Raw genomic sequence first — 25,790 nt, 5'->3', positions numbered from 1 at the left:
ACAGCTGCTCGCCCCCGGCGACGAGTTGTCCACAGGTTGGAGATCGGGTGTCCGATTCGTCCCCTCCACCGCGATAAGTGGAGGTGTGAAGAGCGACGACTCATTCCGCGACCGGCTCGAGGACCTGCTGGCCGGGCTCCCCGGCCCGGTCCCCGGGCCCCGTCGCGCCCACGACAGCGAACCCGACCCCGCCCCCGATGCCGGCTCTGATGCCCGCAAGGACACCGCCTCCGGCTCCGATGGCGTGTCCGGCTCCGATGGCGACCGGCGCTCCACTGCAGGTTCACGGGCCGGACCGGACGGCTCCAGCAGGTCGGCCGGTGCCGGGTCCGGGTGGTCCCCGGCCGCGCGGACCCTCACCGCACCCCATCTGTCGGCCCTCGGGATCGTGCTGGTCCTGGTGCTGGCTGTGGTGGCCGTGTGGCTGATGCGGGCCCGGCCCTCCACGGTGCCGCTGTCGGCGGTCTCGATGAGCCCGGTGGTCTCGGCGGCACCCTCCACCCCGGTCGTCACCACGCCCTCGGTGGACACGAGGATCCGGGTGCACGTGCTCGGCCGGGTCAACCGGCCCGGGGTCCACCAGCTGCCCGGCGGGGCGCGGGTGGTCGACGCCGTGAGCGCTGCCGGCGGGATGGCTCCCGGGGCCCACCCGGGCAGGCTCAACCTCGCCGCCCCGGTCTGCGACGGCTGCCAGGTGGTCATCCCGGCCGCCGGTGACGGCCGGGTGATCCCTCCCGACCAGTCGACGGGAGCCGCGGGAGGCTCTCCGGCCGCTGGTGATCCGGGAACCGGGGGCCAGGGAACCGGAGGTCAGGGCACCGGGGGAGTCCCCGGCGCAGCCCAGGGCACCGGGTCGGGCACCACCGGCGGCGACACCCGCATCGACCTCAACACCGCCACCTCCGAACAGCTCCAGACCCTGGACGGGGTGGGCCCTGCGACCGCGGCCAAGATCATCGCCCACCGCCAGAGTCACGGCAGGTTCACCGACATCGCCGAACTCCAGGAGATCGACGGGATCGGCCCCAAGACCTTCGCCCGGCTCAAGAACCATGTCCGGGTCTAGAAGCGGCCCCGGCACTAAGCCCGGGTCCAGAACCGCGCACGGGGCCAGGCCGGACCTGCGCACCCTGCCGCTGGCGGTGGCCGCCGTGGCGACCTCCTGGTGCGTCACCACCGGCCAGCGTCCCCCGGTGGTCGCGATCGGCCTGACCGCCCTGGTGGTGCTGGTGCTCGCCACGATCGGCAGGCGGTGGTCCTTGGCCGCCTGCGCGGCCGTCACCGCCGTGCTGGCCACCCTCGGGCTGATGAGGGTCGGGGCCCTCCACGACTCCCCGGTGCACCGGCTGGCCGCCGGGGGAGCGGCGGTCACCGCGGTGGTCAGGATCAGCTCGGACCCGAGAACCCTCCAGGCCCGCGGGGTGATGCCCGAGGCCGTGCTGGTCCAGGTGCGCACCGTGACCCTGGTCGCCCGCGGCCAGCAGATCACCGCCGCCTCGCCGCTGATCGTGCGGGCCGGTCCGGCCCTGCGCTCCCAGGTGTCGGGGCTGAGGGTGGGCAGCACCGTCGAGGTGCGCGGCATCCTCACCGCGGCGGCCCCCGAGGACCCGCACGCCGGATGGCTGCGGCTCACCGCGCCACCGAGGGTCATGTCCGGTCCCGGAGCCCTGGACGCCGGGGTCAACAGGATCCGCGACGCGCTGGTCACCTCGGTCGCCCACAGTCCGCCCGACCAGCGCGCCCTGGTCCCCTCCCTGGTGGTCGGCGACACCACCATGGTCCCTGAGACGATCGCCGAGGAGTTCCGGGCCACCTCCCTGACCCACCTGATGGCGGTCTCGGGGGCCAATCTGGCCGCCACCACCGCCCTGCTGTGGTGGGTCGGGTCCTGGCTGGGGATGAGACGCCGACTGCTGCGGGTGCTCAGCGTGTGCGGGGTGGTGGGATTCGTCATCATCTGCCGCTCCGAACCCTCGGTGGTCCGGGCCGCGGCGATGGGGGTGGTCACCCTGGCGGCGGTAGGACTGGCCTTCGACCGGGCCGCGGGACTGCGCGCCCTGTGCGTGGCCGTGGTGGGACTGATGATCGCCGACCCCTGGCTGTCACGGTCGGTGGGACTGTGGTTGTCGGTCAGCGCCACCGCCGGCATCCTGTGGTGGACCGCCGGCTGGGCCGCGGCGATGGCCTCCTGGGCGCCTCTCAACCTGGCCCGGGCGGTCGCGGTGCCCTGGGCCGCGCAGCTGGCCACCCAGCCGATCATCACCTGGCTGTCGGGGCAGGTGAGCACCACCGGCCTGCTCGCCAACCTCGCCGCGGCGCCCTTCGTCGCCCCGGCCACCACCCTGGGCATGTCGGCGGCCCTGCTCGGGGCGGTCTGGGCGCCACTGGGGGTCCCCGCCGGATGGCTCGCCGGCTGGTGCGTGGCCCCCATCCTGTGGATCGCCAGGACCGGCGCCGCGGCCCCGGCCGGAGCCCTCCAGTGGCCGGCCAGGCCGGTTCTCCTGGTGGTTCTGGCCGGGCTGTGCCTGGGCATCGGGATGATCACCCCGTGGCTGCTCGCCCGACGGCTGCGGGCCCTGGTCACCGCGATCCTGGTGGTGCTGGCCACCGTGGTGCGACCCCCGGTCCCCGGCTGGCCCGGCGACTGGCAGCTGGGGGTCTGCGACGTCGGCCAGGGCACCGCGGTGCTGGTCCGCGCCGGCCCGGCGGCCGCCGTCCTGGTCGACACCGGCCCCGAACCCGAACCGATGGTCCGATGCCTCGACGAGCTCGGCGTCCGGCAGGTCCCGGTGCTGGTGCTCACCCACTTCCACTCCGACCACGTCGGGGGCACCGAGGCGGTGCTGGCCCGCTCCGGGGTGCAGACCGTGCTGGTCTCCCCGCTGGCCTCCCCCAGGGCCGAGGCGCAACGGGTCCTCAGGAGCGCGGCCGGGGCCGGGGTCCGGCTGCGGGCGGCGGTGCCCGGAGACACCGTCCAGGTCGGCCAGGTGCACCTGGAGGTGCTCTGGTCGGGGCCGGTCGACGGTGAGGAGGACGCTGGGTCGGGGGAGTCATCGGCCGAGAACAACTCCTCGGTGGTGGTGCGCGCCCGCACCCCCGAGCTCACCGCGATGCTCACCGGGGACATCGAGCCGCTGGCCCAGCAGGCCGCCCGGCGCTGGGCCGAGGGCTCGGGGCGAAGCCTGCAGGCACAGGTCCTGGTGATGCCCCACCACGGATCGGGCCGCCAGGACGAGGCCTTCTGGAGAGCCACCGGGGCCCGCCTGGCGATCGCCTCGTCGGGGCTCGACAACAGTTACGGGCACCCGGCGGCCGGCGCCCTCAGGCTGGCCGGCCGGCTCGGCATGGAGGTGCGCCGCACCGACCAGCAGGGCACGGTGACCGTCGAGTCCCACCAGCACCAGGTGGTGACCAGGACGCGGCGATGAGGCGATCGATGAGCTAGGTTTGTCCGCTGGTGTCACACCTCATGACGAGAACCTCGGGAAGGGGACAGGTGGTTTCACGGTTTGCGGCCAAGGGCCCCAGAATGCCGGTCCGACTGCGCGCCTGGCAGCGCGAGGCCCTTGACAGGTACATCGCCGCCGATCCCACCGACTGGCTGGAGTGCGCCACACCGGGAGCCGGCAAGACGACCTTCACCCTGGCCGTGGCCGCCCACCTGTGGCAGACCCACGTCATCGATCGGGTCATCGTGGTGTGCCCCACCGACCACCTGCGCACCCAGTGGATCGGGGCCGCCGGTGCCCTCGGACTGGACCTGCGCGACACCCCCAACTCCGAGCGGCTGCCCTCCGACGCCCACGGCTGCGTGGTGACCTACGCCCAGGTGGCCCAGAAGCCCGCCCTGCACGCCGCGCGCGCCGAGACACATCGCACCCTGGTGATCTTCGACGAGATCCACCACGCCGGCGACCAGATGAGCTGGGGGGCCGGCGTCATCGACGCCTTCTCCCACGCCCGTCGACGCCTCGGGGTCACCGGGACGCCGTTCCGCTCCGACGACGCGAAGATCGCCCACGTCCACTACGAGGACGTCGGGGAGGGGGTCCTGGAGTCGGTCGCCGACCACACCTACGGCTACGCCGAGGCGCTGCACGACGGCGTCGTGCGCCCGGTGACCTTCGCCACCTACTCGGGACGATCCACCTGGAACGACTCGGTCGGCGAGGAGCACACCGCGATTCTCGGCGACTCCGAACTCACCCGCAGCTCCGAGGAGATGGCCTGGCGCACCGCACTGGACCCCGACGGGGAGTGGATCGCCCATGTGATGGCTGCCGCCTGGGCCCGGGTCAACCGACTGCGCGACTCCGGCCAGATCCCGCACGCCAAGGTCCTCATCCCGGCCTCCAACCAGGAGGTCGCCAAGGAGTACGCCGAGGTGTGGAACCAGGTCACCGGGAACCGGGCCAGCGTCATCGTCTCCGATGACGCCGCCTCGGCCCGCAAACTCGCCGACTACCGCGACGACCCCGACACCATCTGCGCGGTCTGCGTCCGCCTCATCACCGAGGGGGTCGACGTCCCCGACGCCGCCGTCCTCATCTACTCCACCACCGCCTCCACCCCGCTCTTCTTCGCCCAGATGGTCGGCCGGGTGGTGCGCGCCCGCAACCGGCGGGAGCGGGCCACCGTCTTCCTCCCCGCGGTGAGCAGACTGCTCGACCTGGCCGCCGAGATGGAGGAGCAGCGCGACCACGTGATCGCCCCGCCGACCGAGGGGGACCCGCTGGAGGAGGCCGAGCGCGAGCGCAACGAGCCCGGTGAGGGAGGCCCCGGATGGCAGGCGGTCGCCTCCGACGCCATCCTCGGGGAGGTCATCGAGACCGCCACCGAACCCTCCGACGGCGGACTTTTCGCCCTCGACGGGCTGCTGACCCCCGCCCAGGAGAGGGCCCTGCTGGCCCGAGACGAGCAGGCGCGCGCCGAGAAGGCCAAGAAGGTGGCCTCGGTCAGACGCGCCCGACGGGCCAGCCAGGAGGCCCTCAGCAGGCAGGAGAGGCGCGAGGACCTGATCGCCCTGCAGCATGCCGGAGGATCCGTCTACGACGAGATCACCGACCCCCACGAGATGCGCCGGGAGATCTCCACCGCCCTGAAGGACTTCGCCCGCGACCACCGGCTCACCCCGCAGGCCGCCTGGGGCCAGCTCTACCGGGAGATCCCCGGGGAGAAGAATGACGCCGCGCCAATGCACCTGCTGCAGAGGCGGCTCATCTGGCTGCACCGGCACTGAGTGCAGAACTGTCGGTGACAGCTGGCATGCTGGGCTCCGTGACCGGACGAGGCGGCAGGAGAGCGAGCCAGAACAGCTCCGTCTTCGGACGGACCCTGCTGGTGCACGGCCCCGAGGCGCTGCTCAGCGAGCGGGCGGTGAACCAACGGGTGGCGGCCGCCCGCACCGAGCGACCCGAGGTCGAGGTGGTCCGGCTCACCGGCACCGGGATGACCGGCGCCGACTTCCTGGAGGCCAGCGGGGGATCCCTGTTCAGCACGGCCACCGCCCTGGTGGTCGACCAGATCTGCGACATCGACAAGGACCTGTTCGAGATGGTCGCCGCAGCCGCCGCCGACCCCGGCCCCGACCTGTGCCTGATCCTGGTCCACCCCGGCGGTGTCAAGGGCAAGGGCCTGGTCGACCGGCTGCGCAAGGCGGGGGTCGAGAGGATCGACGCCGCCGCCCCCAGGCCGTGGGATGTGCCGAAGTTCATCGCGGCCGAGGCCCACTCCACCGGACTGGTCCTGGAGGCCGGCGCCGCCGATGCCCTCCAGATGGCTCTGGGCGACGATCTGCGCACCCTGGCGACGGCACTGGCCCAGGTGGCCTCCGACGCCGACACCACCCGGATCAGCCCGGCGATCGTCACCACCTACTTCGGCGGGCGCGCCGAGGTCAAGGGGTATGTGGTCAGCGACGCCGTGCTGGCCGGTGACCTGTCACGGGCCCTGGAGCAGCTGCGCTGGGCGCTGTCGACCGGCACCGCCCCGGTGCAGGTAACCTCGGCGCTGGCCCTGGGGCTGCGCCGACTGGGGCTCTACCTGGACCTGCGGACCTCGAGGATGAGCGATCTGGACATGTCCAGGGCGATCGGGGTGCCGATGGGGCGGATCAAGGACCTGTCGCGCACCTCGCGCGGATGGGATAGCCTCGGTCTGGCCAGGGCGATCACCGCGGTGGGCCGGGCCGACGCGGCCGTCAAGGGCGCCGCCGTCGACGCCGGGTACGCCCTGGAGGCCGTTTTGCTGCAGATCAACGGCCTGCGACGTCGGGGGTCGCGGCGCTCCTGATCCGGTCCCGGCCGTGTTCCGGAACGGTCTGATGGGTCCTGTGAACAGCCGCATCCGCGCCCCGAACGGCAGCGCGCCGAGGTTGCGGACAGCGTCACGATCCCGACATCAGGGAGTCACGCCGTTTCCGGGCGCGGCAAGCGCCCCGACCACCCAGTGGGTCGAGGCGCTGTGAGCAGTGGATCCGCTCGGGAGCCGGCTCAGGCGGCCAGCGAGTTGAGCTTCTTGGAGATGGCCGACTTGCGGTTGGCGGCCTGGTTCTGGTGGATGACGCCCTTGGAGACCGCCTTGTCGAGCTGACGGTTGGCGATCTTCGCGTAGCTGAGAGCCTTCTCCTGGTCGCCGGCCTCGGCGGCGCGACGGAAGTTGCGCACGTGGGTGCGAAGAGCGGACTTGACGGCCTTGTTGCGCAGACGGGCCTTCTCGTTCGTCTTGACGCGCTTGACCTGCGACTTGATGTTGGGCACTGGGCAGCCTCTGTTTTCACTCGATGAATCTGGGAAAGCGCCGACAGACGACGCGACAGAGAACATTACCAGCGGCCCGACAGGCCACCAAATCCCCGGCCCGTGAGAGACTGTGCGGAGCCCACTGATACTGATTCTGAACCGCTGAGGGAGCAGATGCCTGCGTCCACCGTCGAGAATGCGCCGCGCCCCGGGTCCACCGACCCGTCGGTGATCCGCAACTTCTGCATCATCGCCCACATCGACCACGGCAAGTCCACCCTGGCCGATCGGATGCTGCAGCTCACCGGAGTACTCGACGAGCGCAGCGCTCGCGCCCAGTACCTGGACCGGATGGACATCGAGCGGGAGCGCGGGATCACGATCAAGTCCCAGGCGGTCCGGATGCCCTGGCGCACCGGTGACTGCGACTACATCCTCAACATGATCGACACCCCCGGCCACGTCGACTTCACATACGAGGTGGAGCGGTCCCTGCAGGCCTGCGAGGGAGCGGTCCTGCTGGTCGACGCCGCCCAGGGGATCGAGGCCCAGACCCTGGCGAACCTGTACCTGGCCCTGGAGGCCGACCTCGAGATCATCCCGGTGCTCAACAAGATCGACCTGCCCGGCGCCGAGCCCGACAAGCACGCCGAGGAGATCGCCGGGATCATCGGCTGCGACCCCTCCGAGGTGCTGAGGGTCTCGGCCAAGACCGGAGTCGGGGTCGACCAGCTGCTCGACACCATCGTCGCCCGGGTGCCGGCCCCCGCCGGCCGTGACGACGGTCCGGCCCGGGCACTCATCTTCGACTCGGTCTACGACACCTACCGCGGCGTCGTCACCTACGTCCGGGTGGTCGACGGGGAGCTGCGCAGCCGCGACAAGGTGCTCATGATGAGCACCCGCGCCACCCACGAGGTGCTGGAGATGGGGGTCATCTCGCCGGAGATGGTGCCCTCCGAGGGGCTGGGGGCCGGCGAGGTCGGATATCTCATCACCGGCGTCAAGGACGTCCGCCAGTCGCGGGTCGGCGACACCGTCACCCGGGCCCTGGACCCCTCGGCCACCGATCTGGGCGGCTACGCGCCACCGCGGCCGATGGTCTACTCCGGACTGTTTCCGATCGACGCCAAGGACTTCCCCGAGCTGCGCGACGCCCTGGACAAACTCCAGCTCAACGACGCCTCGCTGGTCTACGAGCCGGAGTCCTCCACTGCGCTGGGGTTCGGCTTCCGGGTCGGATTCCTGGGACTGCTCCACATGGAGATCGTCCGCGAGCGGCTGGAGCGCGAGTTCGACCTCGACCTCATCTCGACCGCCCCCTCAGTGGTCTACCGGGTGGTGATGGAGGACGGCTCCGAGGTGCGGGTCACCAACCCCTCCGAGTACCCCTCGGAGGGGCGGATCGCCGAGGTGTACGAGCCGGTGGTCGACGCCACCATCCTCAGCCCCGCCGAGTTCATCGGCCCGATCCTGGAGATGTGCCAGCAGCGCCGCGGGGTCCAGAAGGGGATGGACTACCTGTCGGCCGACCGGGTGGAGATCCGCTACACGATGCCGCTGTCGGAGATCGTCTTCGACTTCTTCGACGTCCTGAAGTCGCGCACCAAGGGGTACGCCTCGCTGGACTACCACGAGGCCGGCGAGCAGGCCTCCGACCTGGTGAAGGTCGACATCCTGCTGGCCGGGGACCCGGTGGACGCCTTCTCGGCGATCGTGCACCGCGACAAGGCCTACGCCTACGGGGTCGCGATGGCCGGCAAGCTGCGCGAACTCATTCCCCGCCAGCAGTTCGAGGTGCCCATCCAGGCGGCCATCGGCGCCCGGGTGATCGCCCGCGAGACGATCCGCGCGGTCCGCAAGGACGTCCTGGCCAAGTGCTACGGCGGCGACATCTCCCGCAAGCGCAAGCTGCTGGAGAAGCAGAAGGCCGGCAAGAAGCGGATGAAGATGGTCGGCTCCGTGGAGGTGCCCCAGGAGGCCTTCGTCGCGGCCCTTCGCACCGGTGAGGCCACCGACACCAAGTGAGTCATGCCGGGGCCTACCATGGCGCCGTGACCGGATCCCTTGCGCTTCACCCGCTCGCCGTGCCCAGATCTCTCGCCGAGCGGGGGATAGACCGGGTGCTGGTCTACCGGGTGCCGCTCACCGTCCGGTTCCGGCGCATCGACGTGCGCGACGGCCTGCTGCTGCACGGTCCGGCCGGCTGGGGGGAGACCTCCCCGTTCTGGGACTACGCCCCCGCCGAGTCGTCGGCCTGGCTGAGGGCCGGAATCGAGGGGGCGACGGCGTCCCTGCCGGAGGCGCACCGCGACCGGATTCCGGTCAACGTCACCGTGCCGGTGGTGGACCCCGAGCTCGCCCACCGGCTGGTGGCGGGATCCGGGTGCCGCACCGCCAAGGTGAAGGTCGCCGACCCGCGCACCGACCTGGCCTCCGACTGCGCCCGTCTCGAGGCGGTCCGCGACGCCCTGGGCCCCGAGGGTCTCATCCGGGTCGACGCCAACGCCGCCTGGGACGTCGAGACCGCGGTGCGCGCCATCGCAGAGCTGAACCGGGCCGCCGGGGGACTCGAGTACGCCGAGCAGCCCTGCCCCGGCGTCGAGGACCTGGCCCGGGTGCGACGGGCCGTCGACGTCCCGATCGCCGCCGACGAATCGGTGCGCCGCGCCGAGGACCCGGTCGCGGTGGCCCGCGCTCACGCCGCCGACATCCTCATCGTCAAGGCCCAGCCCCTGGGCGGGGTGCGTCGAGCCCTGGACGTCGTGGAACAGGCCGGCCTGCCCGCCGTCGTCTCCTCGGCCCTGGACACCAGCGTCGGGATCGGGCTGGCCTCCCATCTGGCGGCCGCCCTTCCCGACCTCGACCACGCCTGCGGACTGGCCACCACCCGACTGTTCACCGGCGATGTCACCGCCGACCCGATGACCCCGGTCGACGGCTCCATCCCGGTCCGCCGCTGCCAGGTCGACCAGGCCGACGCCGCCGAGGGGGACCCGCAGCTGTGCGATCGCTGGGCGGCCCGGTTGGACGCGATGCTGGAGGTCGTCGATGCCTGAGACCCAGCCCTCCGAGGCCCAGCCTTCCGAGACAGGGCCATCCGAGACAGGGTCCGCCTCCGAGGTCGAGTCCGCACTGCGCTCCCGGTACCTGATCCGCGCCCTGGTCTCCCGAGGACTGCGAGAGGTCGTCTACTGTCCCGGATCCCGCGACGCACCCCTGGGATACGCCCTGGCCGCCGCCGAACAGGCCGGCTGGCTGCGCGTCCACGTCCGCCTCGACGAGCGCACGGCCGGATTCATGGCCCTGGGCCTGTCCCGCGCCGCCGTCCTGCAGGGCCGCAGCACCCCGGCGGCGGTCGTGACCACCTCGGGCACCGCGGTGGCGAACCTGCATCCCGCGGTGCTGGAGGCCGATGCCGCCGGCGTCCCGCTGCTGCTGCTCACCGCCGACCGGCCCCACGAGATGTGGCACACCCGGGCCAACCAGACCACCGTCCAGGAGGGGATCTTCGGCTCCGCGACCCGGTTCTCGGCCACACTTCCGGCCGGCTACCCGGCCGATTCGCGGCTGGACGGGCTGGTCGGTCGCACGATGGCAGCCGCCACCGGCGAGTTCAGCGCGGACCCCGGACCGGTGCACCTGGATGTCTGCTTCCGCGACCCCCTGGTGCCCGACCGGGCGTGGCTCCCCGGTCAGCCACCGGAGGTCTCGACCCCCGCACGACGGGTTGAGCCCGTCGGGCCGCTCGTCGAGATGCCGGCCCGCAGTGTCGTGGTCGCCGGAGACGCCGCGGGGGGACGGGCCCGGGAGCTCTCCGAGGAGCACGGATGGCCGTTGCTGGCCGAACCCAGCTCGGGTGCCCGGTCGGGTCGCACCGCCCTTGTCGACTACCAAGGGTTGCTCTCCACCTCACTGGCCGACGACATCGAGGGGGTCCTGGTGCTGGGCCATCCGACCCTGTCGCGGCCGGTCTCGCGACTACTGGCCCGCACCGACATCCCGATCACCGTCATCACCGACTCCCCGCGGTGGACCGATGTCGCCGGGGTGGGACGGCCGGTCGCCGCCCCCGGGAAGATCCGCGCGAGGGGGGAGGACGAGTCCTGGCTGGACCGCTGGCACAGTGCCGACCACCGCACGGACCACCCGGATGGCGGCTCTCCAGACGGCTCTGTCGACGGCGCCTCCGGGGCGGCCGCTGAGAAGAACCGCGCCGCCGCGATGATCTGGCAGGCCTCCTGCACTCCCGGAGGACCGGCTCTGATGATCGGCGCCTCGGCGGTGATCCGCTCCTTCGACCGGCACGCCGTGCCCGGAGCGGTGGCTCCGACAGCGGTGGCCAACCGTGGGCTGGCCGGTATTGACGGCACCGTCTCGACGGCGGTGGGCTTGTCGACGGGGTTGGGCCGTCCGGTCCGCGCGGTGGTGGGCGACCTCACCGCCGTCCACGACGCCACCGGTCTGCTGACCGGGCGGCGCGAGTGTCAGGCCGACGTCCAGGTGATCGTTCTCAACGACTCGGGCGGGGCGATCTTTGCCGGCCTGGAGCATGCCCGGGCCCCCCACGACGTCCTGGAGAGGTTCTTCCTCACCCCGCAGAGGATCGACCTCGCCCACCTGGCCGCGGCGCTGGGGGCCGACTTCCAGCGGGTCGACGTCGACGGCCTGCCCGCCGTTCTGGAGCGTCCGGTGACCGGGCGAGGCATCGTCGAGGTGACCCTGCTCACCGGACTCTCCTGAGGAACCCCTGGTAGCCTCGACGGTGTTCTGATCTCCCCGGGGAGGACTCCAGTCATGCTGATCCGCGACCGTCTGACCGCGTCCATCGCGCGCTGACGTCGTCGATCGCCCCGGATCCGGGGGCTCCGTTGTCAGCGTCTCCACTGACAACCCGGGAGTCCCATGTCCTCCACCCGCACGCCGGCCGTGACGCTGGCGCACCTCTCATTCCACTGGCCCGACGGCAGCACCGTCCTGCATGAGCTGTCGGCCAGCTTCACCGCCGGAAGAACCGGACTGATCGGCTCCAACGGCACCGGCAAGACCACCCTGCTGCGCCTCATCGCGGGCAATCTCGCCCCGACCTCGGGGAGCGTGACGGTCACCGGAGAGGTCGGACGCCTGCCCCAGCACCTGATCCTGGAGACCGGATCGACGGTCGCCGATCTACTCGGGGTCGCAGCCCGCCTGGCGGCGATGCGCGCCATCGAGTCGGGGGACGCCGACCCCGCCCACTTCGAGACCCTGGCCGAGGACTGGGACGTCGAGGCCCGCAGCCTGGCCGCGCTGGACCGGATCGGTCTTCCCGGAATAGGCCTGCCCGGAATCGGCCTGGACCGGCGAGTGGGCACCCTGTCGGGCGGGGAGACGGTGCTGGCGGCGCTGACCGGCCTCCAGCTGGCCGGCCATGAGGTGGTGCTGCTCGACGAACCGACCAACAATCTCGACCGGGACTCGCGGCGTCTGATGTACGAGGCGATCGCCTCGTGGCGGGGGACGCTGATCGTGGTGAGCCACGACGTCGAGCTGCTCAACCTGATGGACACCACCGCGGAGCTGCGCGACGGCACTCTCGCCCTGTTCGGCGGACCCTACGACGACTACCAGGACCACCTGGCGGACCAACAGGCCGCCGCCCAGCAGGCCCTGCGCTCGGCCGAGCAGCAGCTGCGCACCGAGCAGCGCCAACGCGTCGAGGCCCAGACGACACTGGCCCGGCGCCGGTGCTACGCCCGCACCGACTACCAGAACAAGCGCAGGCCCAAGATGATCATGAACAACCGCAGGCAGGAGGCCCAGGTCTCGGCCGGGAAGCTGCGCGGAAGGCTGGATGCCTCGGTGGAGGCCGCGAGACGGGCCGTCGCGCAGCAGGAGGAGCGCATTCGCCGCGACCCCACCATCACCATCGCCCTTCCGGACCCCGACGTGCCCTCGGGTCGTCGGCTCGCCGAACTGAGGGACCGTCACGGCCACCGGATCATTCTCCAGGGGCCGGAGCACCTGGCCCTCACCGGGCGCAACGGCGTCGGAAAGACCCGACTCCTGAACACCCTCATGAGCCCCGAGGGTGCCCCATGGCAGGGGATGCGGGCCGAGGGTCTCACCGATCGCATCGGATACCTGCCTCAGCGTCTCGACCATCTCGACGACGGGGCGACGGCTCTGGAGACGGTGCGCGCTGCCGCCCCCGGTGCGCCGGAAGGGGATCTGCGGGCGGGACTGGCCAGGTTCCTGTTCCGTGGCGAGGCCGTCGACCGGAGGGTCGGGGACCTGTCGGGAGGGGAGCGCTTCCGGGTCGCCCTGGCCGCCCTGCTGCTGGCCGATCCGCCGAACCAGCTGCTGGTCCTCGACGAGCCGACCAACAATCTGGACCTCCACAGCGTCGACGAACTCGTCGATGCGTTGGCCGGCTACCGTGGCGGACTCATCGTCGTCAGCCACGACAGCCACGTCCTGGACCGCCTCGGCATCGACACCTGGGTCACGATGGACGAGTCGGGCCTGCACGAGACCTCACCGTCGCCGCCGGGCGCCGGAGATGGGCCCTGAGAGGGCCTCCGTCGGCAGAGGTCCCGTCAGTCAACTCGGTACAGCCAGCTCGGTTCAGCCAGGTCGGTCAGTCAGCTCGGTTCAGTTCAGGACCGAGAGGAAGGCCTCCATCTTGGCTCCGGTCTCCAGCCACTCCTTGGCCGGATCGGAGGAGGGCATGATGCCGGCCCCGGCGAACACCCGGACCTGCCGGGAGCCGGGGGCGAACTGTCCGCAGCGCAGACCGATGCCCCACTGTCCCGAGCCGTCGGCCGACATCCATCCGACCGGGCCGGAGAACCGGCCGCGGTCCAGGTCCTCGACCCGCCCGATGATCCGGTAGGCCTCCTCGCGGGGGGTGCCGCACACCGCGGCGGTGGGGTGCAGGTCGTCGACGATCCGGGCGGCGCTGGCCCGACCACCCACCTCGGCGGTGATGTCGGTGGCCAGATGGGTGACATTGGGCAGCTTCAGCAGGAAGGGCCCGTCGACCAGCGGCTCGATACCGTCGCCCGCCAGCGCCGAGGTGACCGAGGCCACCGCCAGAGCGTGCTCGCGCTGCTCCTTGGGATCGCTCAGCAACTCCTCGGACCAGGCCGGCTTGCGGGTTCCGGCCAGCACCCGGCACCGGAACCGGCCGCCGCGCAGGTCGACCAGCAGCTCCGGGGTGGCGCCCACCAGCCCGTCATGGGCGTAGGTCCAGCAGCCGGGGAACCGCGCGGCCAGGGCGGCGGCCACCGCAAGCTGACGCACCGGCCGGGAGGCTGACAGCTCCACGGCGCGGGCCAGCACCACCTTCTGGATCCGCGAGTCCAGGGTGAGACTGCCGATGGCGGCCTGCACGGCCCGCAGCCAGGCCTGCTCAGCTCCCGGCCGGGGCGTCTCGGTGAGGGTGAGGGAGGCCGCCGGGGCGATCGGCGAGGGGATCGGCATCGCTGTCCCGGGTGCCGCGATCACCTCGGTCGGCCGGCCGGGGGCCCTCCTCAGAACGGTGACGGCGGGCACCACCAGGTCGCCCTGCTGGCGACGGGAGAAGGGGAAGGATCCCAGGGCCAGGGGATCGGCGCCGACCTGTCGGGCCCATCGGCTGAACTCCTGCCAGGCGTGCTGGACCCCCTGGTGTCCGCTCGCACTGAATCGTGCCGCCTCACCCCAGCCGAGCACCGCCGGGGCCGCATCGGCCTGGGGGGAGACCCACACCCAGGGCCGCTCGACGGAGGCGGGCAGCAGCGGCGCGACGGCCGACAGCCAGTCCGCGCCGGGCACCTCGGCGAGGAACCGGGAGTCGGGCAGCTCCGTGCTGAGAAGCACTGATGTCTGGGTGGCGGGCACGTGTGCAGATTCTAGGTTCTCAGTCCCGGCTCCACGCCCGGCCCTCGTCGCGGGCCCTCTCGGCCAGTTCCCGCAGCCCGATCCGGTCGACCTTCCCGGAGGCCAGCATGGGCACATCCTCGGCGGTCACCACCATCCGCGGTGCATGGCTTCTGGGCAGTCGGGAGGCGACCGCCTCGCGCAGCTGGGGGGCCGAGGTCCAGCTGGGGGAGGGGACCACCACAGCGGTCACCAGCTGCCCCCAGCGCTCGTCGTCCAGACCGAGCACCGCCGCCCGGCTCACCATCCCGGTGTCGCGGACGGCCTGGGCCACCTCGGAGGCGTTGACCTTGAGGCCACCGGTGACGATGACGTCATCGGCCCGGCCGTCGATGACCAGTGCGCCGGCATCCAGGTGGCCGAGGTCGCTGGTGGTCAACCAGCGGGTCCCGTCCCGCTCCCCGATCCCCAGATCAGCGTCCAGGTAGCCGCTCATCACCATCGGGCCGCCGAGCCGCACCCGGTGCTCCTGGTCGATCTCCACCCGGACCCCCTCCAGCGGAAGACCGTCATAGACGCATCCGCCGCAGGTCTCGCTCATGCCGTAGGTCACCCGCACACCGATTCCGGCCTGCCGGGCCCGGGAGAGGAGCTCGGGGCCGGCGGCGGCGCCACCGACCAGCACCGAGGTGCACTGCGCGAGTGCCTCAAGGCACCGCGGCGAGGCCAGCGCGTCGACCAGCTGGGTGGGCACCAGGGAGACGTGGACCCGGCCGTGCGGGTCGCGGGACAGTGCGTGATCGACCCCTGCTGCCAGGGACTCGGGGTCGAAGGAGCCGGTGAGCACCTGCGGAGTGGTGCCCGCCAGTACCGAGCGGGCCACCACCTGGAGGCCGGCGATGTGGTGGGGAGGCAGGGCCAGCACCCAGGTGCCCGGTCCGCCGATCCGGTCGTCGGTGGCACCGATCGAGGCGGTGAGTTGGGCCGCCGACAACCCGACGAGACGCCCGTGTCCGGTGGTCGACCCCGAGGTGCGCACGATGAGCCGGACGTCGTCCAGGTCACGGGCCGCGCGCGTCTCCAGATCGGTGACGACCGCCGGCGGCATCTCATCGCCGCCGACCGGCACCAGGACCGACCGGGTCGTGCCGTCCAGGACAGCCGTCAGGCGGCCCATCAGCCAGGAGACGTCTTCGACGGTGCGCTCGACCCGCACCACCCGGGCATTCGACAGCAGATTCACCATGAGATCCTCGCACAGATGGCAGGCTGGGCCCATGGACGGGCCTTGTCGCCGGGAGCTGGCAGCGCGGGTGTCGCGGATTCTCTTCGACGCCGATCCCATCGGCATCGTCGTCGAACCGCACGTCGACGAGTACGACAGTGAGGCCGACGAGATCATCGATCGCCTGCCCGATGCCCAGGACGCCGCAGACACTCGATCACTGGTCCACCAGGTCTTCGTGACGTGGTTCGATGACCAGATCGCGGGACCCGAGGACAGATACACCTCCATCGCCGATCAGATCTGGGCGCTGTGGCATGGCGGCCTCGACACCTCCGTCTGCCGGTGCGAGTAGTCGCTCTGCGGACCGCTGGTTCGATCGGGACGGAGTCCCCGCCAGCTCAGTAGTAGTAGGGGTAGGACGACCAGTCGGGGGCGCGATGCTCCAGGAAGGCGTCGCGACCCTCCTGGGCCTCCTCGGTCATGTACGCCAGCCGGGTCGCCTCCCCGGCGAAGGCCTGCTGGCCGGCGATCCCGTCGTCGACCATGTTGAAGGCGTACTTGAGCATCCGGATCGCCTGGGGGGAGCGCCGGGAGACGCTCAGTCCCATCTCGATGGCGGTGGTCTCCAGCTCGGCGTGCGGCACCGCGCGGTTGACGACCCCCCACCGCTCGGCCTGGGCGGCGTCGTAGGTGTCGGCCAGGAAGAAGATCTCGCGAGCCCTCTTGTCGCCGATCTGACGGGCCAGCAGGGCCGACCCGTAGCCGGCGTCGAAGGACCCGACGTTGGCGTCGACCTGCTTGAAGCGGGCGTGCTCCAGACTGGCGACGGCCAGGTCGGCGACCACCATCAGGGAGTGGCCGCCACCGGTGGTCCAGCCCGGGATCGCGGCGATGATCGGCTTGGGGGTGGCGCGCATCAACCGCTGCACCTCCAGGATGTGGAGCCGGCCCAGACGCCCCTTGGCGAGCCTCTGGTGCCGGGCATCGGTGGACAGGGCCTCGTCCCCGGCCGCCTCATCGGTCTCGTACTGGTAGCCGGCCGCGCCGCGGATCCGCTGGTCCCCGCCCGAGCAGAAGGAGTATCCGCCGTCGGCCGCCGAGGGGCCGTTGCCGGTGAGGATCACCGCGGCGACGTCGGCCGAGCACCGGGCGTCGTCCAGGGTGCGGTACAGCTCGTCGACGGTGTGCGGGCGGAAGGCGTTGCGGATCCCCGGCCGGTCCAGGGCGATCCTCACCACCGGCAGGTCCTCGCCGCGGGGGGCGCCGTCGTCGGGCCCCCGCGAGATCAACCGGTGATAGGTCATGTCGGTCAGCGGATCGCCGGGAAGGGCGATCTCGCGCCACCGCTGGGGGTCGAAGGTGTCGGAGACGAAGGGCAGGCTGCTCACGGCCGCGAAGCTATCATCCGGCTGCGCTGCTCGCGTTCGGTGAGGGTCAGCAACCAGGCCGCCAGGACGCCGCCGGCCGCCCCACCCAGATGGGCCTGCCAGGACACCCCCGAGGCGGTCGGCAGGATCCCCCACAGCACCCCGCCGTAGACGAACAGCACGATGACGGCCAGCACGATGTCGCCGATGTCGCGGGTGAAGATGCCCTTGACCAGCAGGAAGGTCAGCCATCCGAAGACCACCCCGGAGGCCCCCAGGGTGACGCTGCCGCTCGGCGAGGCGACCCAGGCGAACAGCCCGGAGCTCACCGTGACGATGAGGGCCGACACCAGCCAGGTGCGGGTGGAGTCCATCAGGACCAGCCACCCCAGCACCAGCAGCGGAATCGTGTTGCCGGCCAGGTGGGCCCAGCCGTGGTGCAGCCAGGGAGCGGTGAAGATCTGCCACAGCCCGTCCACCGTCCGGGCGTGGATCCCCAGGGTGTCCAGCGCCCCGCCGGTGGCGGCGTCGATGATCTCCAGCAGCCACATCACCGCGACCACCCCCGCCATCACCGCCGCGGATCGTCCCGCGGGGTTGCTCGTGGTGGGCAGTCTGGGCGCTCGCGGCTGCAGTTGACTCATGTCTCCAGTGTCCGTGCCCGACCAAGTCGGGCGGGCGTCGCGCACCGTCACGCCGATGGCGAACGTCTTTGGTCAATTCGGGCAGCACCCGGCCCGAACTGTGGTTACCTCAGAGCTGTCATTCACAGGCAGACGATGCCCGGTCGAGGAGGACCACATGACGACAGATCACCAGGATGTCTTCGAGCCCCCCGCCGAGATCGTCGACCGGGCAAGGGTGAAGGACTGGAGGGCCGTCGAGGCCCGTGCGGCCGCCGATCCGCAGGCCTACTGGGCCGACCAGGCCTCCGAGCTCGAGTGGTCGAAACCCTGGGACAAGGTGCTCGACGACTCGGCGGCACCGTTCTACAAGTGGTTCACCGGGGCGCGCACCAACATCGTCACCAATGCGGTCGACCGGCACCTCAGCTCGGCGACCCGCAACAAGCTGGCGCTGATCTGGGTCGGTGAGGACACCTCGAAGGTGCGGACCTTCTCCTACTTCTCGCTCAACCGAGAGGTCGAGCAGATGGCCAACATCCTGTTGTCGATGGGTGTCGGCAAGGGCGATGTGGTGACGATCTACCTGCCGCGGATCCCCGAGATCTTCTTCGCGATGCTGGCCTGCGCCAAGATCGGGGCCGTCCACTCGGTGATCTTCGCCGGCTACTCCGCCGATGCGCTGAGCACCAGGATCGACGACTCCGAGTCGAAACTGGTCATCACCGCCGACGGCTCCTGGGTCAACGGGAAGGTCTTCCCGCTCAAGAAGATCGTCGACGACGCGGTGCGGTACTCGCCCAGCGTCGAGAACGTCGTCGTGGTGCGCAACACCGGCACCGAGGTGACGATGGACACCGTCCGCGACCACTGGTACCACGAGCTGGCCCGGCTGCCGATCGCCAAGGGACACTGCCCGACCGTCCAGCTGGACGCCGAGGACCCGCTGTTCATCCTCTACACCTCCGGCTCGACCGGAAAGCCCAAGGCCATCCTGCACACCCACGGCGGCTACCAGGTGGGCACCTACACCACTCTGAAGGACTCCTTCGACATGAAGCCGGAGGACCGCTGGTGGTGCACCGCCGACCCGGGCTGGATCACCGGTCACTCCTACCTGGTGTACGGGCCGCTGCTCAACGGGGCCACCGCCTTCATGTTCGAGGGCAACCCCACCTACCCCTATCCCGACATCTGGTGGCAGCTGGTCGAGCACTACGGGATCACCAGCTTCTACACCGCCCCGACGGCGATCCGCACCCTCATGCGGTTCGGCGACGCCTGGGTCACCAAGCACGACCTGTCGACCCTGCGGCTGCTCGGCTCGGTGGGCGAACCCATCAAACCCGAGGCCTGGCGCTGGTTCCACCGCGTCGTCGGCGGCGGCCGCTGCCCGATCATCGACACCTGGTGGCAGACCGAGACCGGGATGTTCCAGATCACCACCGTCCCCTCGATGCCCCAGAAGCCCGGTTCGGCGGGCCGCCCGGTGTTCGGCCAGCAGGCCGCCATCCTCGACGAGGCGGGCCACGAGGTGCCGGTCGGCACCGAGGGATTCCTGGTCCTCAAGAATCCCTGGCCCGCGATGATGCGCACCCTGTTCAAGGATCCGGACCGCTACCGGCAGGCCTACTGGGAGAAGTACCCCGGGGTCTATCTCACCGGCGACTCGGCCAGGATCGACGAGGACGGCTACATCTGGGTGATCGGGCGCACCGACGACGTCATCAAGGTCTCGGGACACCGGCTGGGCACCGCGGAGGTGGAGTCCGCCCTGGTCTCCCACCCGGCCGTCGTGGAGGCCGCCGCGATCGGCCTTCCCCACGAGGTCAAGGGCAACGCGATCCACTGCTCGGTGATCCTGGCCAACGGCGTCCAGCCCAGCAGGGAGCTGGAGGAGGACCTGCGCAACCACGTCGCCGAGACCCTCTCGCCGATCGCCAAGCCGGACTCCTTCGACTTCCCGGAGAAGCTCCCCAAGACCCGCTCGGGCAAGATCATGCGCCGCATCCTGCGTGCCCGGGCGCTCGGCCAGGATGAGGGGGACCTGTCCACCCTCGAGAACAGCTGACCGGCCGCGCAGTTCCTCGCCGCGATCCCGATCGCAGCGATGTCCGGCGGGGCGGCGTCTCGCCCGGCCGGTCCTCATCCCGTCATCACTCTCACCGCAGTTTCGATCAAGGAGGATCAATGCCCGACGAGAATGCCCTGGTTCCGGCACCCCAGGAGGTGCTCGACCAGGCCAATGTCCAGGACTGGGAGGGTCTGCTGGCCAGTGCCGCGGCCGACCCGATCGCCTTCTGGGAGAAGGAGGCCGGGGAGCTTGAGTGGTCCCAGCCCTGGGACAAGGTGCTCGACGACTCCGGGGCGCCGTTCTACAAGTGGTTCACCGGGGCGCGCACCAATATCGTCACCAATGCGATCGACCGGCACCTGTCCACCGCCCGGCGCAACAAGCTGGCCCTGATCTGGGTGGGGGAGGACACCTCGAAGGTGCGGACCTTCTCCTACTTCTCGCTCAACCGCGAGGTCGAGCAGATGGCCAACATCCTGCTGTCGATGGGCGTCACCAAGGGCGACGTCGTGACGATCTACCTGCCGCGGATCCCCGAGATCTACTTCGCCATGCTGGCCTGCGCCAAGATCGGCGCGATCCACTCGGTGGTCTTCGCCGGCTACTCCTCGGAGGCCCTCAACGCCCGGATCGACGACTCGGAGTCCCGGGTCGTCATCACCGTCGACGGCTCCTGGATCAACGGATCGGTCTTCCCGATGAAGAAGATCGTCGACGACGCCGTGCGCTTCTCGCCCACCGTCGAGAACGTCATCGTGGTGCGCAACACCGCCTCCGAGGTGACGATGGATCCCACCCGGGACCACTGGTACCACGAGCTGGCCCGGCTGCCGATCGCCCAGGGCCACTGCCCGACCGTCCAGGTGGACGCCGAGGACCCGCTGTTCATCCTCTACACCTCCGGGTCGACCGGAAAGCCCAAGGCCGCGGTGCACACCCACGGCGGCTACCAGGTGCACCTGTCCTCCACGATGAAGAACTGCCTGGACATCCACGAGGCCGACCGCTGGTGGTGCACCGCCGACCCGGGCTGGATCACCGGCACCTCCTACGTCATCTACGCCCCGCTGATCCGCGGCGCCACGACCTTCATGGCCGAGGGGAGCCCGGTCTACCCCTACCCCGACGTGTGGTGGCAGCTGGTCGAGCACTACGGGATCAACGGGATGTTCACCGCCCCCACCGCGATCCGCACCCTCATGAGGTTCGGCGACGCCTGGGTCACCAAGCACGACCTGTCGACCCTGCGGATCCTGGTGAGCGCCGGCGAACCCCTCAACCCGGAGGCCTGGCGCTGGTTCCACGAGGTGGTGGGCCAGAAGCGCTGCGCCGTCATCGACAACTGGTGGCAGACCGAGACCGGGGCGATGCAGATCACAAGCCTGCCGGCGATGCCGAAGAAGCCCGGTTCGGCGGGTCGGCCGATCCCCGGCCAGGCGGTGGCGGTCCTCGACGAGGCCGGACACGAGGTGCCCGCCGGCACCGACGGCTTCCTGGTCCTCAAGAACCCCTGGCCCTCGATGCTGCGCACCCTGTTCAAGGAGCCCGATCGGTACGTCGAGACCTACTGGACGAAGTATCCCGGGGTCTATCTCACCGGCGACTCGGCGCGGATCGACGAGGACGGCTACGTCTGGATCATCGGACGCACCGACGACGTCATCAAGGTCTCGGGACACCGGATCGGCACCGCCGAGGTGGAGGCGGCGGTCAACTCCCACCCGGCGGTCGCCGAGTGCGCGGCGATCGGCCTGCCGCACGAGGTCAAGGGCAACGCCATCCACGTCCTGGCGGTGCTCAACACCGGCTACGAGGGGTCCAACGAGCTGGTCGGCGACATCCGCCAGCACGTCTCCCAGACCCTCTCGCCGATCGCCAAGCCCGATGTCGTCGAGTTCGTCGACAAGCTGCCCAAGACCCGGTCGGGCAAGATCATGCGCCGGGTCCTGAGGGCCCGGGCCCTGGGCGAGGACGAGGGGGACCTGTCCACCCTGGAGAACGGCTGAGACGCGATCACGCCGTGATGTCTCGTCGGCGGTAGCCGATCAGGCCGACGCCGACGAGCACCACAGCGATCCCCGTCTCCACCAGGAAGGGGGTCCAGTCCATCGTGTCGCGGGGCAGGAAGGACAGGTATCCCCAGGGCTGGACCCTCGCCACGCTCGCCGGCAGGTTGATGAGTGCGGCGAACCAGGTGGTGAACAGGGTCCAGCCGATCACCACCCACACCAGGTTGAACAGCCGGGGGAGCCACCCCAGCAGGGCCATCGCGATCCCGCAGATCAGCAGCATCCCGGGTGCCAGGGCGGCCGCCGAGCGGGCGTACTGGCCGATCAGCGAGTAGTCGCCGTCGGAGCGGGCCTGGGACAGCGGGAGCAGCGCCCCGACGCCGACCATCAGGACCACCGGTGCCGCCAGCGCCCACACCAGATGGGAGGCGGCCGCCCGCCAGCGGCTCACCGAGGTCGCCAGCAGCGACTCCAGGTGGCCGTTGGCCTCCTCCCGGTGCAGGCTGCCGATGAGGACGGCGGCCATCACCCCGGCGATACCGGCAAGAATGGTGAGCATCGCGACGTAGGAGGACACCTCGAAGTCGTGGGATCCGCCCATCCGGTCGAGATACTCGGCCAACTGCGGGTTCCTCGCCAGGGAGGCCCCGGTCTGGCTGACGATCGAGCCGGTGCCGGCGGCACCCACCAGCAGGCCGATGGCCCAGCCGATCAGGCCGTTGCGCTGCAACCTCCAGGCCAGCCCGAAGGGGCCCGAGAGCAGCACGGAGGCCCGCGCCCGGCCCGGCCGCGACGCCCTCAGCCCGGCGCCGTGGTCGCGGACAGACTCCAGCCTCAGGGCCAGCAGGGACAGGGCCAGGAAGAGGGCGAGAGGCAGTGCCGCCACCCACCACCGTTCCCCGGCCCAGGGACGGATCAACAGTCCCCACTCCAGGGGAACGGCCCAGCGCAGCCAGGCCCGGCCCGAGTCCGTCCCGGCCCCGTCGATCATCATCCGGATCAGGAACATCCCGCCGAACACGATGCCGACGGTCCAGGCCCTGGCGGTCCTGGCACTCTCGAAGACCTGGCCGATCACGGCGCCCGCGCCGGCCATCACCAGGCCGCAGCAGGTCAGGGCCAGCCCGCCGGCCAGCGACCCGCGGGTCCCCAGTCCGGCGGCCATGCAGGCCGCGGCGGTGACCACTCCGGCGGCCACCGCACCCAGCAGGGACTCCAGGAGGGCCGCCACCAGGGGCGCGTGGCGTCCGATCGCCCCGGCCCGGACGAGCTCGAGGCGGCCGGCCTCCTCCTCGGCGCGGGTCGACCGGATGATCGCGAAACCGGTCATCATCCCGGCGAAGATGGCGGTGAACCCGCCGGCCCGCCAGAAGGTGAACCCGCCCTTGGTGTAGATGTCGAAGGCCGGCCCGAGAAGGGCCTGCATCGCCGGGTTGGCGGCCAGCGGAGCCAGCGTGAGGCGCGGGTCGCTGCCGGCCGGGATGAGCTCGTCGTACTTCATCGCGGTGAAGGCCGGCATCAATGCCAGCACCACGATCCAGCACAACCAGAACAGGCGGTCCCGTCTCAGTGCGGCCCGCAGGCACAGGCCGGTCCCGGTGAGAGTGGTCATCGCGAGACCTCCTCGGTGGGATCGGAGTAGTGGCTGAGGAAGAGCTCCTCCAGACTCGGGGGAGTCGAGGTGAGGGACCGCACCCCGCACCGGGTCAGCGCGGTCAGCAGGTCGTCCAGGCCGTCGGCGTCCACATGGGCGCGCACGGTGGTGCCCTCCACCGACAGGTCGTGCAGTCCGGACAGCCGGTCCAGACCGGCGGGCGGGGTGGCCAGCTCGGCGACCACCTCGAGGCTGTGGAGGTGGCGCAACTGGGCCAGGGTGCCGGTCTCGACGATGCGCCCGGCGCGGATGATCGAGACCGAGTCGCACAGCTTCTCGACCTCCGAGAGGATGTGGCTGGACAGCAGGACGGTGCGTCCCTGGCCGGACTCCTGGCGGATCAGGTCGGTGAAGACCCGCTCCATCAGCGGGTCGAGGCCCGATGTCGGCTCGTCGAGGAGGAGCAGTTCGGCGTCGCTGGCCAGGGCTGCGATGAGTGCGACCTTCTGCCGGTTGCCCTTGGAATAGGCGCGGGTGCGACGTCGCGGATCCAGGGCGAACTGCTCGATGAGCGCGTCGCGCCGGGCGGCGTCGATCCCCCCGCGGGCCCTGCCCAGCAGGTCGATGGCCTCCCCGCCGGTGAGATTGGGCCACAGGTTCACCTCGCCGGGCACATAGGCCAGCCGGCGGTGCAGCGCGGGGGCCTGGGACCAGGGGTCCCCGCCCAGCAGTCGCACGGTCCCCGAGTCGGCGCGCAGCAGGCCCAGCAGGACGCGGATGGTGGTGGACTTCCCGGCCCCGTTGGGTCCGAGGAATCCCCGGACCGATCCGGTGGGGACGGTGAGGTCGAGGCCGTCGAGGGCCCGCACCGGCCCGAAGGTCTTGACCAGCCCCTCGGTACGGATCGCTGGTTCAGTCATGATCGTGACTCCTGATCGTCGGAGGGTTCGATGACCCGTCGGAGGGTCTCGGTGTAGGAGGGCGAGAGCACGCCGTTGCTGAGCAGTTCAGTGGCGGCGACGGCGTAGCGGCGCATCACCTCGGGATCGGTGAGGTGCCGGCCGCCCAGACGGCGGGCGAACAGGTCGCTGAGGATCTGCAGGCCGGCGCTCCAGGTGGCCAGCAGGGCGATCGCCGCCTCCCGGTCGGCGGGCAGCCGGACCAGACCCTGACTCTCCGCCTCGGTGAGCAGGTCCTCGCTGACCGAGCAGAGCAGCTGGTAGGCCCGGTCGGCCATCTCCCCACCGCCGCGCAGGCACTGCACGAGATAGGTCATCACCGGCTGCAGGTCAGGGTGGTCGTGCACCCAGCTCTCCAGGCTGGGCATCGGGCCGGAGTCCTTGAGGAAGACCCGTTCGTCGTCGAACAGCTGGCAGGCGTAGGCGTCGCAGGCCAGCCGCAGGTCGTGCTTGCTGCCGAAGTGGTGGATCACGAGGCCGGGGGAGACGCCGGCGAGGGCGGCGATCTGACGCACCGTCGTCCTGTCGAAGCCCTGGCTGCCGAACAGTTCCAGAGCCGCCAGGCGGATGCGCGCACTGGGCAGCAGGTCCTCAGGTGTGGAACTCACGTGCTCTCCCGATGTTGAACTCACGTGCTCCGCTGGTGTTGAACTCACGTTCAATATGCTGAACGCGCGTTCAAGGTCTGTCAAGTACCCTGGACGATCCAGCAGCACACATCACCGACGATGGGAGTGTCATGCGCGAACTCGTCTACTACGTCGCGGTCTCGATCGACGGCTACATCGCCGCACCCGACGGCAGCTACGACGCCTTTCCGCTGGAGGGGGACCACGTGGCCACCATGGTCTCGGAGTTCTCCGACGCGATACCGGCCCACGTCCTGTCGGCCCTGGGGCTCAGCGCCGCGGGAGACCGCTTCGACACGGTGATCCAGGGCCGCGCCAGCTACGACATCGCACTGCGCGAGGGGATCACCCGGCCCTACTCCCACCTGGCGGAGTACGTCGCCACCCGGTCCGGCAAACCGGCACCCGAGGGGGTGACCTTCACTGCCGACCCGCTGGCCACCGTCCGCCAGCTCAAGGAGCAACCGGGACTGGGGATCTATCTGTGCGGGGGAGGGACCCTCGCCGGCTCCCTGCTGCCCGAGATCGACCGGCTCATCCTCAAGCGCAACCCGATCGTGCTCGGGGACGGGATCCGGCTGTTCGGCCCCGCCGACCCGACGATGATCCGCTTCGATCTGGTCGGCTGCCGGACCTTCGGGTCCGGTGTGGCGATCGAGGAGTACGTCCGGTCGGCCGACTGAGCCCCGCGGCCGGGTCAGTCGGACCCGAGCCGGGTCAGGTCC

Annotated in this window: 20 protein-coding genes; 12 read left to right on the top strand and 8 right to left on the bottom strand. The window is 70.9% G+C overall.

The window, feature by feature from the left end; genetic code table 11:
• The first annotated feature begins 85 nt into the window (after positions 1-85).
• From H590_RS0109905 to holA, 4 genes are all read left to right on the top strand, one after another.
• Entirely contained in the window at positions 86-1,066 is a 981-nt protein-coding gene (locus H590_RS0109905) for a ComEA family DNA-binding protein (protein WP_036981918.1), read from the top strand.
• A complete protein-coding gene (locus H590_RS0109900; protein WP_084149430.1) occupies positions 1,053-3,428 on the top strand; it encodes a ComEC/Rec2 family competence protein in 2,376 nt (791 codons plus the stop codon). Before H590_RS0109905 ends, H590_RS0109900 begins: the two co-directional genes overlap by 14 nt.
• Before the next feature lie 68 nt (positions 3,429-3,496).
• Entirely contained in the window at positions 3,497-5,239 is a 1,743-nt protein-coding gene (locus H590_RS0109895) for a DEAD/DEAH box helicase family protein (protein ID WP_474390819.1), read from the top strand.
• 26 nt (positions 5,240-5,265) lie between these two features.
• Positions 5,266-6,291 (top strand): DNA polymerase III subunit delta, encoded by a 1,026-nt coding sequence (gene holA, locus H590_RS0109890; protein ID WP_028703427.1) that lies wholly within the window; start codon positions 5,266-5,268, stop codon positions 6,289-6,291.
• Between the two features lie 200 nt (positions 6,292-6,491).
• On the opposite strand, the gene rpsT is transcribed toward holA, so the two are convergent.
• Positions 6,492-6,758, bottom strand: coding sequence for a 30S ribosomal protein S20 (rpsT, locus tag H590_RS0109885; RefSeq protein WP_028703426.1), 267 nt, complete (start codon positions 6,756-6,758; stop codon positions 6,492-6,494).
• 156 nt (positions 6,759-6,914) lie between these two features.
• Between rpsT and lepA the strand changes: the two genes are divergently transcribed.
• The 4 genes from lepA (at position 6,915) to H590_RS0109865 (ending at position 13,292) form a co-directional block, all read left to right on the top strand.
• Positions 6,915-8,768: a translation elongation factor 4 gene (gene lepA, locus H590_RS0109880; RefSeq protein WP_036981916.1), complete on the top strand. Its 1,854-nt coding sequence runs from the start codon at positions 6,915-6,917 to the stop codon at positions 8,766-8,768.
• A 26-nt stretch (positions 8,769-8,794) separates the two neighbouring features.
• Entirely contained in the window at positions 8,795-9,799 is a 1,005-nt protein-coding gene (locus H590_RS0109875; RefSeq protein ID WP_084149433.1) for an o-succinylbenzoate synthase, read from the top strand.
• A complete protein-coding gene (gene menD, locus H590_RS0109870; RefSeq protein WP_084149429.1) occupies positions 9,792-11,483 on the top strand; it encodes a 2-succinyl-5-enolpyruvyl-6-hydroxy-3-cyclohexene-1-carboxylic-acid synthase in 1,692 nt (563 codons plus the stop codon). The genes H590_RS0109875 and menD overlap by 8 nt, the downstream gene beginning before the upstream one ends.
• Before the next feature lie 162 nt (positions 11,484-11,645).
• The gene (locus H590_RS0109865) at positions 11,646-13,292 is read left to right on the top strand and encodes an ABC-F family ATP-binding cassette domain-containing protein (protein ID WP_028703422.1); all 1,647 of its coding nucleotides are present in this window, start codon (positions 11,646-11,648) and stop codon (positions 13,290-13,292) included.
• 81 nt (positions 13,293-13,373) lie between these two features.
• Here H590_RS0109865 and H590_RS0109860 read toward each other — a convergent pair whose 3' ends face one another.
• Both H590_RS0109860 and H590_RS0109855 read right to left on the bottom strand, forming a co-directional pair.
• Positions 13,374-14,582 (bottom strand): isochorismate synthase, encoded by a 1,209-nt coding sequence (locus H590_RS0109860; protein ID WP_028703421.1) that lies wholly within the window; start codon positions 14,580-14,582, stop codon positions 13,374-13,376.
• Positions 14,583-14,622: 40 nt separating this feature from the next.
• A complete protein-coding gene (locus H590_RS0109855) occupies positions 14,623-15,828 on the bottom strand; it encodes an AMP-binding protein (protein ID WP_036981911.1) in 1,206 nt (401 codons plus the stop codon).
• A 31-nt stretch (positions 15,829-15,859) separates the two neighbouring features.
• Here H590_RS0109855 and H590_RS16040 point away from each other — a divergent pair, with 31 nt between their 5' ends.
• Complete coding sequence (locus tag H590_RS16040; RefSeq protein ID WP_051238463.1) at positions 15,860-16,162, top strand: hypothetical protein; 303 nt, start codon at positions 15,860-15,862, stop codon at positions 16,160-16,162.
• A 46-nt stretch (positions 16,163-16,208) separates the two neighbouring features.
• Here H590_RS16040 and H590_RS0109845 read toward each other — a convergent pair whose 3' ends face one another.
• The gene (locus H590_RS0109845) at positions 16,209-17,198 is read right to left on the bottom strand and encodes a 1,4-dihydroxy-2-naphthoyl-CoA synthase (RefSeq protein ID WP_036981908.1); all 990 of its coding nucleotides are present in this window, start codon (positions 17,196-17,198) and stop codon (positions 16,209-16,211) included.
• A complete protein-coding gene (locus H590_RS16035) occupies positions 17,195-17,749 on the bottom strand; it encodes a rhomboid family intramembrane serine protease (protein WP_051238461.1) in 555 nt (184 codons plus the stop codon). Before H590_RS16035 ends, H590_RS0109845 begins: the two co-directional genes overlap by 4 nt.
• 229 nt (positions 17,750-17,978) lie before the next feature.
• Between H590_RS16035 and acs (H590_RS0109835) the strand changes: the two genes are divergently transcribed.
• Together acs (H590_RS0109835) and acs (H590_RS0109830) are read left to right on the top strand one after the other, a co-directional pair.
• Positions 17,979-19,871 (top strand): acetate--CoA ligase, encoded by a 1,893-nt coding sequence (gene acs, locus H590_RS0109835; RefSeq protein WP_028703418.1) that lies wholly within the window; start codon positions 17,979-17,981, stop codon positions 19,869-19,871.
• Positions 19,872-19,990: 119 nt separating this feature from the next.
• The gene (gene acs / locus H590_RS0109830; RefSeq protein ID WP_028703417.1) at positions 19,991-21,880 is read left to right on the top strand and encodes an acetate--CoA ligase; all 1,890 of its coding nucleotides are present in this window, start codon (positions 19,991-19,993) and stop codon (positions 21,878-21,880) included.
• A 7-nt stretch (positions 21,881-21,887) separates the two neighbouring features.
• On the opposite strand, the gene H590_RS16030 is transcribed toward acs (H590_RS0109830), so the two are convergent.
• From H590_RS16030 to H590_RS17370, 3 genes are read right to left on the bottom strand one after another with little or no spacing between them, the layout of a single operon-like run.
• Positions 21,888-23,495: an ABC transporter permease gene (locus H590_RS16030; RefSeq protein WP_051238460.1), complete on the bottom strand. Its 1,608-nt coding sequence runs from the start codon at positions 23,493-23,495 to the stop codon at positions 21,888-21,890.
• Complete coding sequence (locus H590_RS0109820) at positions 23,492-24,397, bottom strand: ABC transporter ATP-binding protein (RefSeq protein ID WP_028703416.1); 906 nt, start codon at positions 24,395-24,397, stop codon at positions 23,492-23,494. The genes H590_RS16030 and H590_RS0109820 overlap by 4 nt, the downstream gene beginning before the upstream one ends.
• Positions 24,394-25,044, bottom strand: coding sequence for a TetR/AcrR family transcriptional regulator (locus H590_RS17370; protein ID WP_051238457.1), 651 nt, complete (start codon positions 25,042-25,044; stop codon positions 24,394-24,396). Before H590_RS17370 ends, H590_RS0109820 begins: the two co-directional genes overlap by 4 nt.
• A gap of 131 nt (positions 25,045-25,175) precedes the next feature.
• Here H590_RS17370 and H590_RS0109810 point away from each other — a divergent pair, with 131 nt between their 5' ends.
• Positions 25,176-25,748, top strand: a complete 573-nt coding sequence (locus H590_RS0109810) for a dihydrofolate reductase family protein (protein ID WP_028703415.1) — start codon at positions 25,176-25,178, stop codon at positions 25,746-25,748.
• Positions 25,749-25,790: the final 42 nt, after the last annotated feature.

It is taken from the genome of Acidipropionibacterium jensenii DSM 20535, from assembly GCF_000425285.1.
Taxonomy (GTDB): Bacteria; Actinomycetota; Actinomycetes; order Propionibacteriales; family Propionibacteriaceae; genus Acidipropionibacterium; species Acidipropionibacterium jensenii.
Note: the sequence above shows the minus strand (reverse complement) of the source record. Positions and strands in the feature narration are given on the sequence as shown.

Bases quoted from the DNA above. Each gene is read 5' to 3' on its own strand.
- H590_RS0109900 (WP_084149430.1), top strand. From the start codon at position 1,053: ATGTCCGGGTCTAGAAGCGGCCCCGGCACTAAGCCCGGGTCCAGAACC.
- holA (WP_028703427.1), top strand. From the start codon at position 5,266: ATGCTGGGCTCCGTGACCGGACGAGGCGGCAGGAGAGCGAGCCAGAAC.
- lepA (WP_036981916.1), top strand. From the start codon at position 6,915: ATGCCTGCGTCCACCGTCGAGAATGCGCCGCGCCCCGGGTCCACCGAC.
- menD (WP_084149429.1), top strand. From the start codon at position 9,792: ATGCCTGAGACCCAGCCCTCCGAGGCCCAGCCTTCCGAGACAGGGCCA.
- H590_RS0109865 (WP_028703422.1), top strand. From the start codon at position 11,646: ATGTCCTCCACCCGCACGCCGGCCGTGACGCTGGCGCACCTCTCATTC.
- H590_RS0109855 (WP_036981911.1), bottom strand. From the start codon at position 15,828: ATGGTGAATCTGCTGTCGAATGCCCGGGTGGTGCGGGTCGAGCGCACC.
- H590_RS16040 (WP_051238463.1), top strand. From the start codon at position 15,860: ATGGACGGGCCTTGTCGCCGGGAGCTGGCAGCGCGGGTGTCGCGGATT.
- H590_RS16035 (WP_051238461.1), bottom strand. From the start codon at position 17,749: ATGGCGGGGGTGGTCGCGGTGATGTGGCTGCTGGAGATCATCGACGCC.
- acs (WP_028703418.1), top strand. From the start codon at position 17,979: ATGACGACAGATCACCAGGATGTCTTCGAGCCCCCCGCCGAGATCGTC.
- acs (WP_028703417.1), top strand. From the start codon at position 19,991: ATGCCCGACGAGAATGCCCTGGTTCCGGCACCCCAGGAGGTGCTCGAC.
- H590_RS16030 (WP_051238460.1), bottom strand. From the start codon at position 23,495: ATGACCACTCTCACCGGGACCGGCCTGTGCCTGCGGGCCGCACTGAGA.
- H590_RS0109820 (WP_028703416.1), bottom strand. From the start codon at position 24,397: ATGACTGAACCAGCGATCCGTACCGAGGGGCTGGTCAAGACCTTCGGG.
- H590_RS0109810 (WP_028703415.1), top strand. From the start codon at position 25,176: ATGCGCGAACTCGTCTACTACGTCGCGGTCTCGATCGACGGCTACATC.